This window comes from Dongia deserti (assembly GCF_003574735.1).
Lineage (GTDB): Bacteria > Pseudomonadota > Alphaproteobacteria > Dongiales > Dongiaceae > Dongia_A > Dongia_A deserti.
In genome coordinates this window covers 140,386-155,667 of sequence record NZ_QORW01000007.1, presented here as the reverse complement: position 1 = coordinate 155,667, position 15,282 = coordinate 140,386, and the positions used below count along the sequence as shown (strand labels likewise).

The following is a 15,282-nucleotide window of genomic DNA, read 5'->3' as shown; positions in this document are numbered from 1 at the left end:
GGCCCGTGTGGGCCCGACATCATTGCGCGGACATTGCTGCTAGGCCGAAACGCTGATCACGCCGCTGCCATTGTTCGCACCGCCGACCGCTGCCACCAACGCGGTCGCAAGGTCGGGCGCGGGCGTCGGAATCGGGGTTGGAGTGGTCGGCTTGGCGGGCGCTTGGCCTTCCTGGATCCGCGCCTGGCGCTCGACGCGGGCGGTGCGTTCATAGGCGCGCAGCGCCTGCTCCGACGGAACCTGGATGACGCGTTCGCCCGTCTCCGGGCTCTGGCCGATCAGAACGATGCGGCCAATATCCTGCCTGTAAACAAATTCGAAGCTATTATAGCGGAACATCTGCTCCGCGTTGCCGGTCTGACTTTGTGCGGATTGAGTCACGCCGACGGTGGTCGCGCCGGACCGGTTCGTCGAAAGGTTCGCAGCAGCGCTCGCATGCACCGCGACCGGTGCAGCGCTGGCCGATGCACTGGATGTCGTGACCGGGCGTAACATTTGGCCCGCTGCTCCTTTCTCTTGCTGCCGGACCGAGAGTTCGGGCCGCCTACACGAAACAGCAGTATAGACGATTCTTCCCCTGATCCATTAACAAAGCCTTAATACCCCCGGAGCCAGGTCCGTTACTCCGCGCCGGGCAATGGAACGAATTTTCCTGCCTTTCCGGCCTTTCCTTGCCGGTCGATACTTGCCTCAAACCGCCATTAACCAACTTTTCCTCTGTATTTTCCGCCACTTAGAGCTTGGCACGCGGGTTGCTTCATGGGCTTCGACACCGCCTGTGCGGACCGGATTCGGGCGCCAAAGTGCGACCGAAGTTGGCACGAGATGAAGGAGAACCCTGATGCCGACAAACGACATTCAATTGACTGCGGGCATCCGCAACAACCTGCTGTTGCTGCAGGTCACATCCGAGAAGATCGACCGCACGCAGCAGCGGCTCGCGACCGGCAACAAGATCAACTCCGCCATCGATGGCGCCGTTGCCTTCTTTGCCGCCAAGGGCCTCAACCGCCGCGCGGACGATCTTTCGCAGCTCAAGGACTCGATCGGCCAGAGCATCAGCACGATCAAAGCCGCGGACACGGGCGTGACGGCGATCGAACAGATGCTCGACCAGGCACAGGGCCTTATCACCTCGGCCTACGGCAGCCTCGGCAAGGATCAGGCCTCGGTCAGTCTGCGCAAGTCGCTGTCGGAGCAGTTCAACAACCTGCTGCGGCAGATCGATAAGCTGGCGGGCGACGCGGCCTATCAGGGCAAGAACCTCCTACTCGGCAGCGGCCTCAGGCTCGACGCGACCTCGTCTTCAAAGAGCGCGACCAACGCCATCACCGGCGTCAGCAACACGCGCGTCACCAATGTGGTGTCTGCGGACAACTACGTCGTCGACATCACCGGCGACGGCGCCATCAGCGCCGATGCCAGCGACATCGCCAATGCCGAGCGCGATCGCGGCATCCAGAACCTGACCATCGGCGGCTTTGCCAGCAAGACCCTGGGCAATTTCGACCCGGTCGTCATCAAGTATTCGGGCGGCAAGGGCAAGGACAAGGTCTTCACCGTCACCGAAGGCGGCGTGTCCGTCACCAAGACCTTCACGCTCAAGCAATGGGCGGATGCAAAGGCCACCGGTCGCCTGCTCAACTTCGATCACCAGTTCGCCAGCGGAACGCACATCAACTTCAACATCGACTTCGACACGATCGACGACGTTCCGGATACTGCCGGCGTCGGCACGTCCGTGATCGAGAAGAACGTCAACATCTCGGTCGCCACGACTAACCTGAACGGCGTCGGCCAGCGGATCGAGCGCAGTGCGCTGAACCAGTCGGGCCAGCAGAAGCTGGCGAACGGCGAGAACGCCTGGGCGTTTGATTCCGGCACGCCGCGCATGACGATCGACGAGCGCACCATCCTGCAGGCCTCCGCCTACACCGCAACCGTCGGCACCTCGTATGGACGGGCCGCCAGCGCGATCGTCGGCACACCGACCATTCCCACCGGCCTGACCTCGACCGGCATCGCCAACGACTTCACCTACTCGCTGACCGCGTCCGCGACTGCGGCTGATTTCAACTTCGTCACCGGCACCTTCGCGAGCTACACGGCGACGTTGGCCGGCCCGAACGGCGGCGTTACCACGACAGTGAGCGCGAGCGGCAGCTACACCTTCTCGGCGGCCGCGGACGCCGGTCAGAACGTGACCCTCAATCTGCAGACGGCGGGCTTCCAGGGCATTGTCCGGGCGGCGGCCTCGACTGTCTCCGAAGCCAATGCGACGGAGCAGGCGCTCGGAGCAGCTCTACCAGGCAGCGGTGTGGCATTGACAGGTCTTTCGGGTCTCGCCCACAACCTCGCTCACACGCTGACCTTCAATGTCTCCACCACCGGATCGGCATCGACCTTCACGTTGAGTGACGGCTATGGCGGCACTGCGACGGTGACCGGCACACTCGGCAGCCAGGTGCTGAACTTCACGGTCAAGGGCGGCGTCAACAACGGCGCCACGCTGCAGCTGACCCTGACCAGCGGCAACTTGGTCGCCAACGCCGAGAGCACGCTCAAATACAACGCGATCGGCGACTTTACGGCGCCCGATCAGGCCTTGTTCGACGTCCGCGCCGCCAATACCGGCCAGACCTCAACCCTCAACACGGTCCAGGTCACCGACGGCAACGACAGCAACAACCTGACCGTTCAGCTGAACGAGACCAACACTAGCCAGGTGACGGTCGTGAGCCAGAACGTGCAGACCGACGGTCAGGGCCTGGCAGTCGACTTCGCGCAGAACCAGTGGCGTGACCGAGCCGATATCGACTTCGCGGCGAAGTCGGTCGAGGCGGCCAAGCTCCGCCTGCGCGCGGCGGCCTCGTCGCTGAGCAACAATCTCGATATCATTACGACACGATTGAACTATACGAACGAGTTCATCAACGTCCTGGCGGAAGGCGCCAATAAGCTGGTGCAGGCCGACCAGAACGAGGAAGGCGCCAACCTGCTGCAACTGCAGACGCGCCAGCAATTGGGCACGATCAGCCTTAGCCTAGCCAACCAAGCGCAGCAGGCGATCCTGCGGTTGTTCTAGGCACCCTCGCCGCGAACGAAAAACCGCCCGGAGCCGCGAAGCTTCGGGCGGTTTTGATTCGTGGTGGCGTCAGCCGATGAAGATCTTGTCCAGGGAGTGCGACACGTCCGCATGCTCGGCCGGCTTGGCTTCAGGTGCATGCAGTAGGCCGCCGAAATCCAGTTCGACCAATCCAGCGCCAGTCTCGGACTGCTCCAGCTTCTTCAAACGCGCCTGGTGGCCGGGCTCAGCCGGAGCGAACTCCGCGGCGCGCCGCGCAGCGTCGAGTGCCTCGACCTTTTCGCCAGCCATGATCGCGGCATCCGCCAAGGCACCCCACGCCGAATCCGAGCGCGGCTGGATCGAGGTGGCACGGCGCAGCCAGCGCAGTCCTTTCGCCAGATCTCCGGCGAGTGACAGAGCCACACCGTAATGCAACGCGGCGGTGAAGCGATCGGGATCGATCTCGACAGCCTTGGTCAGGTGCGGCAGCGCCTCGCTGGTCCTTCCCTGCTTGACCAGCAGGCCACCCAGATTGCTGAGACACTCGGCGTTCCCGGGAGTGAGCGTGATCGCTTTGGTGAATGCCGTTTCGGCGCGGGCGCCGTCACCCAGTTCCAGGTGTGCAATGCCCAGCTGGGTACAGATGTCAGCGTTGTTTGGCATCAGCACCGATGCCCTCTCCAGCGCCTCGGCCGCTAGCGGGTGCTGACTGAGGTCGGTCGCGGCCATCGCGAGATTTTGCCAGCCCATCGCATACTTGGGATCGAGTTCGACGGCCTTGCGCGCGGCCTCGAGCGCCTCTTGTGATCGTTCGATCATCAGGTACGCCGCTGCCAGGTTGTTCCAATAGAGCGCTTCGCGCGGCTTCTGGGCAGTCGCACGCTGCAGCAGCAGGATGCCCTCTTCAATGCGGTTCGTACGCGCCAGCAGCATGCCTTTCTGGTGCAGCGCCTCGGTGTGATCGGGAAAGCGCGTCAATACTTCATTGACGGCTACCTCAGCCTCGGCCAATGCGCCGGCCTGCGCAGCGGCGATCGCCTTGCTGACGACGTTGTCTGCAGCTGAAAAGGGGGTGCCGCTCTTGGGCTTTGTCTTGGCCATCTTCTCGGCTGCGCGGCGCTGCTTACGGTTCATTCGAAGTCTCCTGCCCCGGTCATTCGCCGGTGAATTGCTCAAGGTCGGTGCGCAGGCTAGCGATCACCTGCTCGGCCCCTTGTGTTGCGCGTAGGACGCGCGCGGTCGGATGCCACTTGCTGGTCGTGCTCTCGGCACTCCAGGACCAATGGGCATCGGGGCCGGCGATCTTCCATACCGGCTTGCCAAGGGCGCCTGCCAAAGTTGCCGCCACGTCTTCGTTTGAAACAACGAGATCAACAGCGGCAATCAATTCTGCAATCGATTCTAGCCCGTTCTGAACCCAGGTCGATTCAAAACTCAGAGGGCAACCAGGCGTCGACAAGAACTGAGCGAGCGGCGGCCTGATGGCGCCCACCGGCAGTGCCAACCACGATACACCGGGGACATCAAAGAGCGGTGCAAAAGCTTCAAGGTCGCTCACGAGGGAGTCCGTCGGTTGCCATGCCAGGGCGACAGTCCGGTTCTCGGTCCCGCCTGCCAGCAAAGTGGAGCGCCCTTTGCCCCCATCGAGCGCCAACCAGCCACCGGCCAAACTCTTGGGATAGGAAGCGACAAGATCCGCGAGGCTGGCGGAGACCTGGGTCCGATCCTCGATCAGGGTGGCAGGAGTCAGAGTCCCTGCGCCCGCGAAGCGGATGTCTGGGAAGGCCGCACCCAATAGCGGCAGGACGGCAGTGTCGCACTCCGCTCGCACACTGCGCGAATCCTCGAGCGCGTCCGAGAGCCAGGGTGCAAACAGCAATTGCTCCATCGCATTACGCTCGGCGCGCAGAAACAGGCGTCGGCGCCGGATCTTGCCGGCAAGTAACGATTTTGGCCGGTCGTGCGGAGCGATCATAGCCAAATGGCGCGGCAGCTCTTCGGGCGCGGCGCCGAAGCGCCAAGCGAAGTTCGACCAAGCCGCCTCATCGCGGCCGCACCGCAGGTCGAGTTCCGAAAGTGCGGTGCGCGGGCCCGGCAGGTCGGGGGCTTGTTGCACCAGGCGTGCGAAATTAGCGTGCGCCAGATCATCCTCACCCTGCGCCCGCTGTAGTCCAGCGAGAATCGCCCGCGCCACCGTGTGGGTAGGATCCGAGCGCAGGATGCGTGCGAAGTAGTCAGTTGCCTGATCCGGCAGGCCCTTGGCAGCAAGAATCTCTCCCATCGCGGTCAGCGCCGTCGGATCATTGCTCTGGCGCGTCAACTCGCGCGCCAAGCGCTCACCGGAATCGCGATACCCCGCCTGAAACAAGGCAAGTGCCCAGTCTGCCTTGTAGTCGATGTGCTCCGGCGCCAGCTCTGCCGCGCGACCAAGGATCGCCGCGGCATCCTGGTAATGTCGTGCGCTTTGCGCAGCCTTGCCTATGCCATGAAAGGCTGCCGCCTTGTGACGGCCGGTTTCCAGCAGCCAGCGGAAGTACTCTTCTGCCGGCTCCATCGCTTCGCGACGCAACAATTCCTCGCCACATCGCAGGCACAGTTCGGCCTGGGCGTCGACCAGCGGGTCGGTGCCGATGGCACGCAGGCGCTCAGCAACAGTGGCAATCACCTGCTCCCAACCTTCAGAACGCTGTTGCCGGATGAGATCCAGGCTTTCGTACCAGAGAGATTTGGTACGACCGACCAGCCAACGCCAGTCGGAGTTGAGCGGCAGCAACACCCAGCACGGCTTGCCAATGGCGCCAGCGAAATGGACGGTGCTGTTGTCGACCGATATCACCAGGTCCATCGCCGCGATCTGCGCGGTGAATGGATCCAGGAACTGCATCGGGTCGACTTCCCGATCCCAATAGACCTCGTGGCCGGTCTCTGCCCTGAGAGCTTCGAGGTCCCGGCCGACGTTGCCGTACTGCAGCGAGATGAAGGCGCAATCTGGCGTTTCCAGGATCGGCCGCCACAGATTGAGGTCGATTGAGCGTACGGTCGCGCTGTCACGATTGCCGCTGCGCCACGAAATCCCGATCAGCCGCTTGCCGGGAAACATCGCTTGGTAGCTATGCCGCAATTTCTGCGCCAGCGCCGGTTCTGGAATGAGAAAACCGCGTCGATTGGGCAGGTTTTCCATATCGGCGCCCAGCTGCCGGAACAAATCGCCCATCGCGACCTTGGCTTGGTACTGGGCCGGGTCCCAGTTCGCCGGCAGCGCGCTGCGATCGATCACCGGCATGTCGGGGAAGCTGCGCCGGAACAGGCTGGCCATGCGGGCATTGACCTCGATCGTGACCGAGCTTGCGTGTTTCCGCAGCTCCGAGAACATCAGGGCGAACATCGCGTAGTCGCCGATGCCCTGCTCGCAATAGACGATCAGGCGCCCTTCCATCGGGCGCCCATCCCATTCGGGGACAGGAATATCCCATGGCCTGTCGTGAACGCTGCGATACCAGCGCGCATCATAGAGCTCGAGCCCCTCCTCGTAGTCCTCAAGCCGAAACGCGTTCAGGCCCCGCACCATGCGGATACCACGGTCGTCCGGCGCCAGCTTCGATGCGCGGACCAGCAGCTCCTGCGCCGGCTCGAAATCTCCATCCGCCATCATCAATGACGCCAGATCCTTCAGCCCCTCGGCACCGTCAGGATTCGCCTCGACGAACGCCGTCGAGACCGCGCGAGAACGATCGAGCTGATCGAGCCAATAATATCCTTCCATTAGAGCGCGTGCTGTATCCCAGCTCCCCGCGGCATCGGCCAACATCGCAGACCAGGCTTGATCTGCCTCCGCTACGCGGCCGCATCTGCGCAATGCCTGCTCCTTCGCGGCAGCGGCACGTGGCAAGCCCGACGCGAAGCGAACGGCCTGCTCTGCCGCATGAAGCGCGTCGAGCGGGTCGCTTCCCCGGAACAGCAGCGCCCAGGCGAGTATCTCCCAGGCTTCTTCGGATTTGTCGTCGATCGACAGAATGCGCCGTGCCCAACGCTCGGCTTCCGGCGCGTCCTTGAGGATCATGCGCGTCTTTGCGAGGTTCTGCAGAAGCGGCAGCCGGTTGGGCGCCCGTTCGAGCGCCTCCTCATAGAGCTGGGCGGCCGGGAGCGAATGCTTGACGCTGAACAGGAGATCCGCCAGGGCCTGATAGGCATCGATCAACTTTGGGTCCAGTCTGATCGCGCGGCGAAGGTAGACCTCGGCCTGAAAGATCTCGTCCCGGTCCCGGTGCAGAATTCCCAAATTGTAGGTTGCTTGCGCGTGGTTGGGGTCGATCTCGAGTATTTCCTCGAGTATCGCCTTCAGGCGGTCGACGTTACGTGCATGATGGGCGCGACTTGCGGTTTGCAGGAGCGCGCTGATCCTGGCTGCATCCTCCGCTGATATCACGCGCGGTTGATCCACGGGGTTCGTGGCACCCTGTGCCGGCGTGCGACGCAGTGGGGTCGAGAGTGCGCCGGTCGCCATGTCATCTCACTAAAGTGCTGCTCAAATTGCGAATAACGGTCAGCCGTCCCGCTCGATCGAGCTGATCGTAGGGCCGGGATGGTTAATGAATGGTGAATGCTAATCCATTGAAATACCAGGGAAATTTTTTCCGACCGCTAGGCCTTAGTGCGGCAAAATTTGCCGGTCGAAGGGCAAGTCTTGCCGGAGTCTATCGTCCTAGGCCTGCAAAAAAGCAAGAATTTCCGACAGATAGGCAGCTTCTGCCGGCTGGCAAGGAACTTGCTACCTACCTTCTGCCGGTGCATCTGCGTCGGCCCGTGCACGCAAAGCCGTCACGGCTAGCTAGCCTCCAAAGGAGCACCAGTAATGGCTAACAACTCCATCCCCTTGACCAGCGGCATCCGCAGCAACTTGCTTCTGTTGCAGCAGACGTCGTCGCTCTTGGAAAAAACTCAGCTTCGCCTCGCGACCGGCAACAAGATCAACACCGCCCTCGATGGCCCGGCGGCCTTCTTCGCTGCCAAGGGTCTGACCCAGCGCGCTGGCGACCTTGACGGCCTGAAGGACGGGATCGGTCAGGCGATTTCGACCATCAAGGCGGGCGACTCTGGCATCACCGCAATCGAAAGCCTCGTCGAACAGGCGCGCGGTCTGACGACCCAGGCTCTGGGTTCGTTGGGCAACGATGCCAATTCGGTCAAGCTGCGCAACAGTCTGGCTGGCCAGTACAACAACGTGCTGCGGCAGATCGACAAGCTGGCGCAGGACGCTGGCTACCAGGGTAAGAACCTCCTGGTCGGATCGGGCCTCCGCATCGACGCGACCGCGAGCAGCAAGAGCGCTGTCAATGCCCTCACCGGCATCAGCGGTGCACGTGCGACCAACGTCGTCGATGCCGACACCTACGACATCTCGGTCACGGGTGACGGCGCGATCACCGGCAACTCCAACGATATCGCGAACGCCGAGCGCGACCGCGGTATCAGCAACGTGGAGGTTACCGGCTTTGCTTCGACGTCCAACTTCAACCTCAACAGCATCTCGATCAAGCTGTCGGGCGGTAAGGGTAAGGACAAGACCTTCACGGTCACCGAAGGCACGCAGACCTTCACTCAGACCTTCACCAATGCCGAGTTCAACGCGGCAAAGGCGGCAGGTAACGTGCTGCGCTTCTCCGCCAGCTTCAACAGCGGAACGCGCATCAGCTTTGACGTAGACTTCGATGCCATCGAGGACGTCGCCGATACCGCCGGCGTCGGCACCTCGGTGATCGAGAAGAACGTCAACCTGCAGGTGATTGCCGAGAACGAGAACGGCGAGACCGTCACGCGCGACGGCCTGGCTGCGCTCGGCTCCGGCAAGGTCTCGAACGGCGAGAACGCGTTTGCGTTCGACTCCGGCACGGCTCGTATCACGCTCGATGAGCGGCAGATCCTGGGCGCCTCGAAGTATTCGAGTGCGGTCAGCTCTGCCTATGGCACAGGTGCCCCCGCCTTCACCTCCGTGACTCTGTCAAGCGGCGGCACGGTCGACGAGACGCTCAGCTTCTCGGTCACCGGCACTTCGTTCAACTACACGACCAACAACTTCGCAAACTTCGGTGTGACCGCCGGCGGTGCCTCGGTTGCGGTCTCGGCGGGCGCTGGCAGCTTTGCCCTTACGGGTGCCGGAACGAACAGCGCCGCGACTTATACGATTGGCGTGAACACCACCGAGCTGAAGCTGCTGGCAACGGCGGCGGCGGCGGGCGGGACCGAGATCGGAAACACGGAAGTGGCTACCGGTCTGACCGCAGCCAACTTCGGTGTCAGCGCGGCAGCTGGCTTTGCCAAAAACACCGTGTCGAACCTCAGCTTCACGTTCTCGGGCTCGGCCGGCGCCGCGACGATCTCGCTGTCCGATGGTGTCGGCGGTACCGCCACGGCGACCAACGTTAATATCGGCGACGCCTCGGCGACCACGGTCACCTTCACCATCTCAGGTGGCGTGAACGACGGCGCGACGTTCCAGCTCACCACGGCCGCCTCGGCGGCGTCTGGCGCGCTGGACGGCACGCTCAGCTACAAGGTCCGTGGCGAGTTCACGGGCGAGCGGAGCGCTTCGTTCGACGTGCGTGGCACCAACGCTGGCGAGAGCGCCACTTTGAAGACTGAGCAGCTGGTTGACGGCTCCGACGCCAACAACCTGACTGTGCAGTTGAACGAGACCAACACCAGCACGGTCACGGTGGTGAGCCAGAACGTCCAGACGGACGGCCAGGGCCTGCAGCTCGACTTCGCCCAGAACAACTGGAACGATCGCTCGGATATCGACAATGCGATCCGTCAGCTGGATGCGGCGAAGCTGAAACTACGGTCCGCGTCTTCGTCGCTCAGCACCAACTCCAACACGCTCCTCACCCGCCTCGATTTCACGGCGGCATTCTCGGACGTGCTGAAGGAAGGCGCTGGCAAGCTGACGCTGGCCGACCAGAACGAAGAGGGTGCGAACATCCTGACGCTGCAAACGCGTCAGCAGTTGGGCACCATCTCGCTGTCTCTGGCCAACCAGGCGCAGCAGGCCATCCTGCGGTTGTTCTAAGCCGTCAGGGTCGGATAGAGTCGGGCGGCGGCGCGACCCGCCGCCGCCCGCTTCTTCCCAAACGATCTCGGAAGGTTCGAAGTGGAAGATCGGCCGTACTGTCCGAGATCGGCGTTAGGGGGAGGAAGTCCAAGTGCCGCTCAAGTTCTCGCTTCGCCCGGGGGAGAAGGTCATCGTCAACGGCGCGGTCATCGGCCGCGGCGAGGAACCGGGAACCTTCTATCTCTACAACAAGGCGAACTTCCTGCGCGGCCGCGAGGTCATGAAGGAAGAGCAGGCGGACACCAACGAGAAGAAGCTCTATCTGGCGATCCAGTTGCTCTATCTGTTTCCGGAGGATACACCCGAAACCTCCACGAAATTCGAGACCGTGCTGGCCCATTGCCTGGCCGATCGATCCGATCGGGCCCAGGATCTGGAGGAAGTGGCACGGTTTGTGCGTCAACGGGATTACTATCGCGCCCTGAAACTGACCGCGAAGCTGTTCTGACGCGTGGACGGCGCCGGCCGGGACCAGGGACGCAAGCGAGGATGGAATGAAAGCACCGAACGCCTACGTCAGCCGACCGAGTGGAGACGATCCACGCAGTACCGAGGCCTGGGCCTTGGGCGAGGCGTCGCGCCGACTGGCCTTGGCTGCCAAGATGAATGACAACGGCGACGCCCTGCGGGAAGCGCTGCGCCTCAATCAGCGCTTGTGGTCGATTTTCCAGGCCGCCCTCAGCGAGCCTGAGTGCCCCCTGCCCAAGGATGTGCGCGACAACGTGCTCGCGCTGTCTGTCATGATCGACCGCCACTCGATGGCGCGGCTGGCAGACCTGGACGGTTCGAAGATCGGTCCGATCCTGGACATCAACCGGGCGATCGCGGAAGGCCTGTCGGCAAAACCTGCCCAACCAGCAGCAAACGCGCCGGCAGCACGCCCGGCTGCTCCAGCACCGGGGGCAGCTACGGCGACACCCGTCATGCGGGTTTCAGCATAGATTCGAGGGCAAGGGCACAATGCCGACCGCTTCCAGCAACACGTCTTCTGCCGCAAACGCCGGCTCGGAGCTTCAACGCATCGAGCGCGAGGTGAGGCGTATCCAGCAGCAGCTGGCGCAGAAGAACAGCGGTCGGAAAGTTCAAGAATTCCAGAAGGACACGCGCGACGTCAAGTTCGAGAGCAGCGCCACCGCCCGCAATATCGGCGTGCTCAAGAAGGATCAGACGCGCCTCAACGTCTTCAGCTCGCTGAGTTCGGGCGATGCGGTCGACGGCTTCCAGTTCCGTGTGACGACCAAGACCGCCACCACCTTCTCCATCCTCAATGCCAGCAAAGAGGACGAAGGCAAGTTGCGGTTCCAGATCTACTACAAATCGACCGGGCGGTTGCTCGCCGACTCCGATCCGAAGGCGGGTGCGGCTCATACCGTCTACGAGGCCATGCGGGACGGCATCTTCGAGATCGAGAAAGGCGACTATATCTTGCGCGTTTCGCGTTCCGACGACACCGGCGCCAATCGCAGCAAGGAATACAACTACGCGATCCAGCTGAGCCAAGGCCTCTATTCGGCGGACTATGACACGATCGAGCGCGCCGCACGCGCCACCGACAATCCCTATGGGGTTGGTAACATCAGCGAGGCAGCCAACACCCTGACCTCCTCCATCGCCAGCAGCGTCAGCTTCATCCAGAGCCTGCCCAAAATCGGCACGCCGGCAACCAGCAAGTTGATGGGCCTGATCATCAACTCGGTCTTCTAAAGGGGCTCGTCGCGGGCCTTCGCGTGGCACCCAAAATGCACGTCTGTTCGGGCATGAGTGCTCCTTAAGTGGGAGCGCCTTATAAGTTTTTTAACCACGTTTGGCGCAACCATCGCCAATCACGCGCCCGGAGCCGACCTGATGTCCGACACGCAAACTAACCAACTCCTTCGCATCTTTATTGGCTACGACCATCGCCAAGCGGTGGCTCTGAACGTCCTGCAGTTCAGCCTGTTCCGACGATCCTCCAAGCCGCTCAGCATTTCTCCGCTGGTGCTCCCGACGCTGCCGATCAAGCGCCAGGGCCTGACCCCTTTCACCTACAGCCGGTTCCTGGTGCCGTGGCTTTGCGATTTCCGGGGCTGGGCCCTCTTTCTCGACATCGATTTCCTAGCGCTCGGTGACGTCGCAGAGCTGTTCGCACTCGCTGACGAACGCTATGCCGCGATGGTGAGCAAGAATCCGAAGAAGTTCGAATGGGCCAGCATGATCCTGTTCAATTGCGGCCATCCGGCTAATCGGGTTTTGACACCAGACTACGTCGATGATCCCAAGCGCTGTGTCAATCCGCACACCATGGACTGGCTCGCGCCCGAGCTGGTCGGCGATGTGCCCGGCCATTGGAACCATCTGGTCGGCTATGACGCGCCGCGCAGCGGTGCCAAGCTGGTCCACTACACCCAGGGCATGCCGATCTATGAGGAAACCACCGGCAGCGAGTATCGCGAGGAATGGGTGGCGGAGCACAAGGCAAGCAACTCCACTTCCCCCTGGCAGCAGCTGATGGCGCACTCCGTTCATGCCGGTCGCACCACCGACGGTCGGGTGGTGGCGAAGCTTCATCCCCAAGCCGTCACCCCGCAATGAACCAAGCGGTGATCGCCCAAGAGAGTGCCGAAACGCCACGCCCGTCAGCTCATGGGACGACCGTTCATGCGCGTCACGTATCTGGTTGAAGCACCCGTCACGCCGACCGACTCTGGCTACCAGAGCCCGTTGGCGAGCCTGCGCTATCGAGTCCTTCTGCCAGCACGAGAGCTGGCGCGGGACGATATCGAGGTTCGCTTCGTTGACGCACGCCAGTCCGTGAGGTTCTTGCCTGACGGCGGCACCAGCGAGAGCGTCTACGTTGTAAGCAAGTCCTTCGACCATCGGACCCTGGAGGCGGCTGCCCAAGTCAAAGCTGCTGGACATAGGGTCATCGTCGACTTTTGCGACAATCACTTCGCAAGGCCGGGCATCGGCCAGCACTTCCTTTCTCTGGCCGGTATGGCAGACGAGATCACAGCAGCGACCGCCGCCATGGCAGATGCGGTCAGAGAGGCCACCGGTAGGGACTCTCTTGTGATCGGCGATCCGATCGAAGGTCCGGCCGGCACCCCTAAGTTCTCGCCCCCCATCGACGAACTTCGCTTGTGCTGGTTCGGGCACAACTCCAACCTTGATACGCTCGACCCCGTGCTTTCAGGTTTGGCGAAGCGGCAGATGAGCGGGCAGCAGCCTCTGGGCGGTCGTCGAGTCACGCTGGAATTGGTGACGGCGCTCTCCGATCCCCTGTTGCACAATCTGAAGAAGGTCCAGCAGGCCTTTGCCGGCGGCCTCACCTTTGTGGCAACGCAATGGTCGACCGAGGCGACCTGGGCGGCCCTGAAACGAGCTGATGCCGTTGTCATTCCAAGCCTCGAGCGCGGCGACAAGCGGGTCAAGAGCCCTAATCGCCTTCTGGAATCCATCAATGCCGGGCGCGTCGTCGCTGGCCATCCGTTGCCCTCGTACGAGATGTTCAGTGACTACGCCTACCTCGGGCAAGATGTGTGGTCGGCCCTTGAAGAGGCATTGGGAGATCCGCATGCGGCATTGCAGCGCGTAGCCGCCGGACAAGCAAGCATTCGGCGTGACTACTCCACTCGGGCAATCGCTGCCCAATGGCGCCGGGCAATCGACGCTGCCGTCTCCGGCAGCGCGCGGCCATCACTCAGGCGCGAAGTTCTCGGCAGCCGCTAGGAACTACTCGCCGCTGGCCCGATTGCCAGCCGCCGCAAGGCGATACCATCTTCAACATCTGCAATCTGATCAGGAAGCGGGCAGCCGACTTCATCCGCCCAGCAACTCCAACCAAAATCAAGAAGATAGAGCCGCCCATCTCGGTGGATGAGGTTCTGCGGCCTGATATCCCGATGTCGGATATTGTGGCTGCGCAGGGCCTCCTCAAGTCGAAAGAGCTCCTGCCGGATGGTGTCGGAGTCGAGATCCTCTGCCTGGCGCGGGGCCGATAGCATCTCGCCTTCAATCCATTCGGAGATCAGGAAGTACCGATCCTTGTGAAAACCGAACCCGATCAGTTGCGGGGCGATTTCGCCAGACAGCTTGTTCAGGAACTCATGCTCTCGGGGCAACAGGCCCTTCGCCAGATCCGACATTGGGCGAACGAGCTTGATTGCCAGTGATCTTCCGTCGGACGTCTTGGCGCGGAAGACGGCAGACTCGAAGTGATCGTTCCGCTTGTGATACAGCGGGTTCTCGCTCGTGGTGAGCGCTCCGACCTGCGCAATGTCACGCGGTGAGAGCGCGGTAAGATCGCGAGCCGTGCCTTCGCGCCGATTGTGCGAGCGGAAGATCAGACGCTGTTGATGGCTGGGCCCACCGGGCGCTTGCATCGCTCCGAGGCAGTCGACGTTTCCGTGGGCGCCGCTGCTGCGGAGAAGATCGTGAATCGCCCGCGCATCAGGAAGCTGGGGCAACTTCATCTTGCCCTCCTGCCCCATGGAGGTTTCAAAGAACAAGCAGTCGCAATTGCGCTGCACCTCGGCTAGCAGCGCGACCGCGGCGTCGAAACCGTCGAAATGGACGACCCACTGGAAGGTGGATAGGAAGAGTACGACATCAAAATGACCCAGGGAGCGGATCATATTGGCGTCAGCGCGGCTATTGATGAACCTGACCTGCGTCTTCTTGAGCTGGTCGACATCGGCTGCGATCTCCGCGGTCAGCGGGTCGGCCTCGATGCCAGTGCATTGGAAGTTCTTCTCGCGAAAGCGGAAGCAGTTATAGCCAGTGTGACAACCGATATCGAGCAGCGTTCCGCCTTTGAACGGCCGAGGCAGGAGCTTCGATATCAAGTCGAAGCGCTCCTCGCAGGCTGCGCGCTGGTACGGAACGTCGGCAAATTCCGGAAACGGCAGGGGATTGTAGAGATGGCCAGGGCGGCTGACGTTCCCGGGTTTGTAGTCGCCACCCATCCGCTGGATCTTGTCCTTGATGGTTTCAACTGTGACCATGAATCACCCTCGCCTCTCTCGCGCAGCATCAATCATGTGGGAATGCACCTTTGACGGGACTCGTCGGTGTAGCGTCCTGCCTAGCGTAATTCGGACGCGCCGTCGGCATCTCGCGGAAGGCGACA

The 15,282-nt window shown here is 62.3% G+C and carries 11 protein-coding genes; 7 read left to right on the top strand and 4 right to left on the bottom strand.

The window, feature by feature from the left end; translation table 11 throughout:
* Nucleotides 1-39 precede the first annotated feature (39 nt).
* Nucleotides 40-495: a hypothetical protein gene (locus tag DTX69_RS12770; protein WP_162917119.1), complete on the bottom strand. Its 456-nt coding sequence runs from the start codon at nucleotides 493-495 to the stop codon at nucleotides 40-42.
* Between the two features lie 346 nt (nucleotides 496-841).
* Between DTX69_RS12770 and DTX69_RS12765 the strand changes: the two genes are divergently transcribed.
* On the top strand, nucleotides 842-3,085 hold the full coding sequence (locus DTX69_RS12765) for a flagellin N-terminal helical domain-containing protein (protein ID WP_119301929.1): 2,244 nt from the start codon (nucleotides 842-844) through the stop codon (nucleotides 3,083-3,085).
* A gap of 69 nt (nucleotides 3,086-3,154) precedes the next feature.
* Here the strand turns inward: DTX69_RS12765 and DTX69_RS12760 are convergent, their stop codons facing one another.
* Both DTX69_RS12760 and DTX69_RS12755 read right to left on the bottom strand, forming a co-directional pair.
* Nucleotides 3,155-4,201 (bottom strand): tetratricopeptide repeat protein, encoded by a 1,047-nt coding sequence (locus tag DTX69_RS12760; protein WP_119301928.1) that lies wholly within the window; start codon nucleotides 4,199-4,201, stop codon nucleotides 3,155-3,157.
* A gap of 19 nt (nucleotides 4,202-4,220) precedes the next feature.
* Entirely contained in the window at nucleotides 4,221-7,571 is a 3,351-nt protein-coding gene (locus DTX69_RS12755) for a tetratricopeptide repeat protein (protein WP_119301927.1), read from the bottom strand.
* A 348-nt stretch (nucleotides 7,572-7,919) separates the two neighbouring features.
* Here DTX69_RS12755 and DTX69_RS12750 point away from each other — a divergent pair, with 348 nt between their 5' ends.
* From DTX69_RS12750 to DTX69_RS12725, 6 genes are all read left to right on the top strand, one after another.
* Nucleotides 7,920-10,133 carry a flagellin N-terminal helical domain-containing protein gene (locus DTX69_RS12750; RefSeq protein WP_119301926.1) on the top strand — a complete coding sequence of 738 codons (2,214 nt, stop codon included), beginning with the start codon at nucleotides 7,920-7,922 and terminating at the stop codon, nucleotides 10,131-10,133.
* Between the two features lie 133 nt (nucleotides 10,134-10,266).
* Nucleotides 10,267-10,623, top strand: coding sequence for a flagellar biosynthesis repressor FlbT (locus DTX69_RS12745; RefSeq protein ID WP_119301925.1), 357 nt, complete (start codon nucleotides 10,267-10,269; stop codon nucleotides 10,621-10,623).
* Nucleotides 10,624-10,669: 46 nt separating this feature from the next.
* Nucleotides 10,670-11,116, top strand: coding sequence for a flagellar biosynthesis regulator FlaF (locus DTX69_RS12740; RefSeq protein WP_119301924.1), 447 nt, complete (start codon nucleotides 10,670-10,672; stop codon nucleotides 11,114-11,116).
* 19 nt (nucleotides 11,117-11,135) lie between these two features.
* Nucleotides 11,136-11,879 (top strand): hypothetical protein, encoded by a 744-nt coding sequence (locus DTX69_RS12735; protein ID WP_119301923.1) that lies wholly within the window; start codon nucleotides 11,136-11,138, stop codon nucleotides 11,877-11,879.
* 141 nt (nucleotides 11,880-12,020) lie between these two features.
* Nucleotides 12,021-12,746, top strand: coding sequence for a glycosyltransferase (locus DTX69_RS12730; protein ID WP_119301922.1), 726 nt, complete (start codon nucleotides 12,021-12,023; stop codon nucleotides 12,744-12,746).
* 66 nt (nucleotides 12,747-12,812) lie between these two features.
* A complete protein-coding gene (locus tag DTX69_RS12725; protein ID WP_119301921.1) occupies nucleotides 12,813-13,883 on the top strand; it encodes a glycosyltransferase in 1,071 nt (356 codons plus the stop codon).
* Here DTX69_RS12725 and DTX69_RS12720 read toward each other — a convergent pair.
* On the bottom strand, nucleotides 13,880-15,118 hold the full coding sequence (locus tag DTX69_RS12720; RefSeq protein WP_284735753.1) for a class I SAM-dependent methyltransferase: 1,239 nt from the start codon (nucleotides 15,116-15,118) through the stop codon (nucleotides 13,880-13,882). The two genes, DTX69_RS12725 and DTX69_RS12720, sit on opposite strands and share 4 nt — an antisense overlap.
* Between the last annotated feature and the right edge of the window lie 164 nt (nucleotides 15,119-15,282).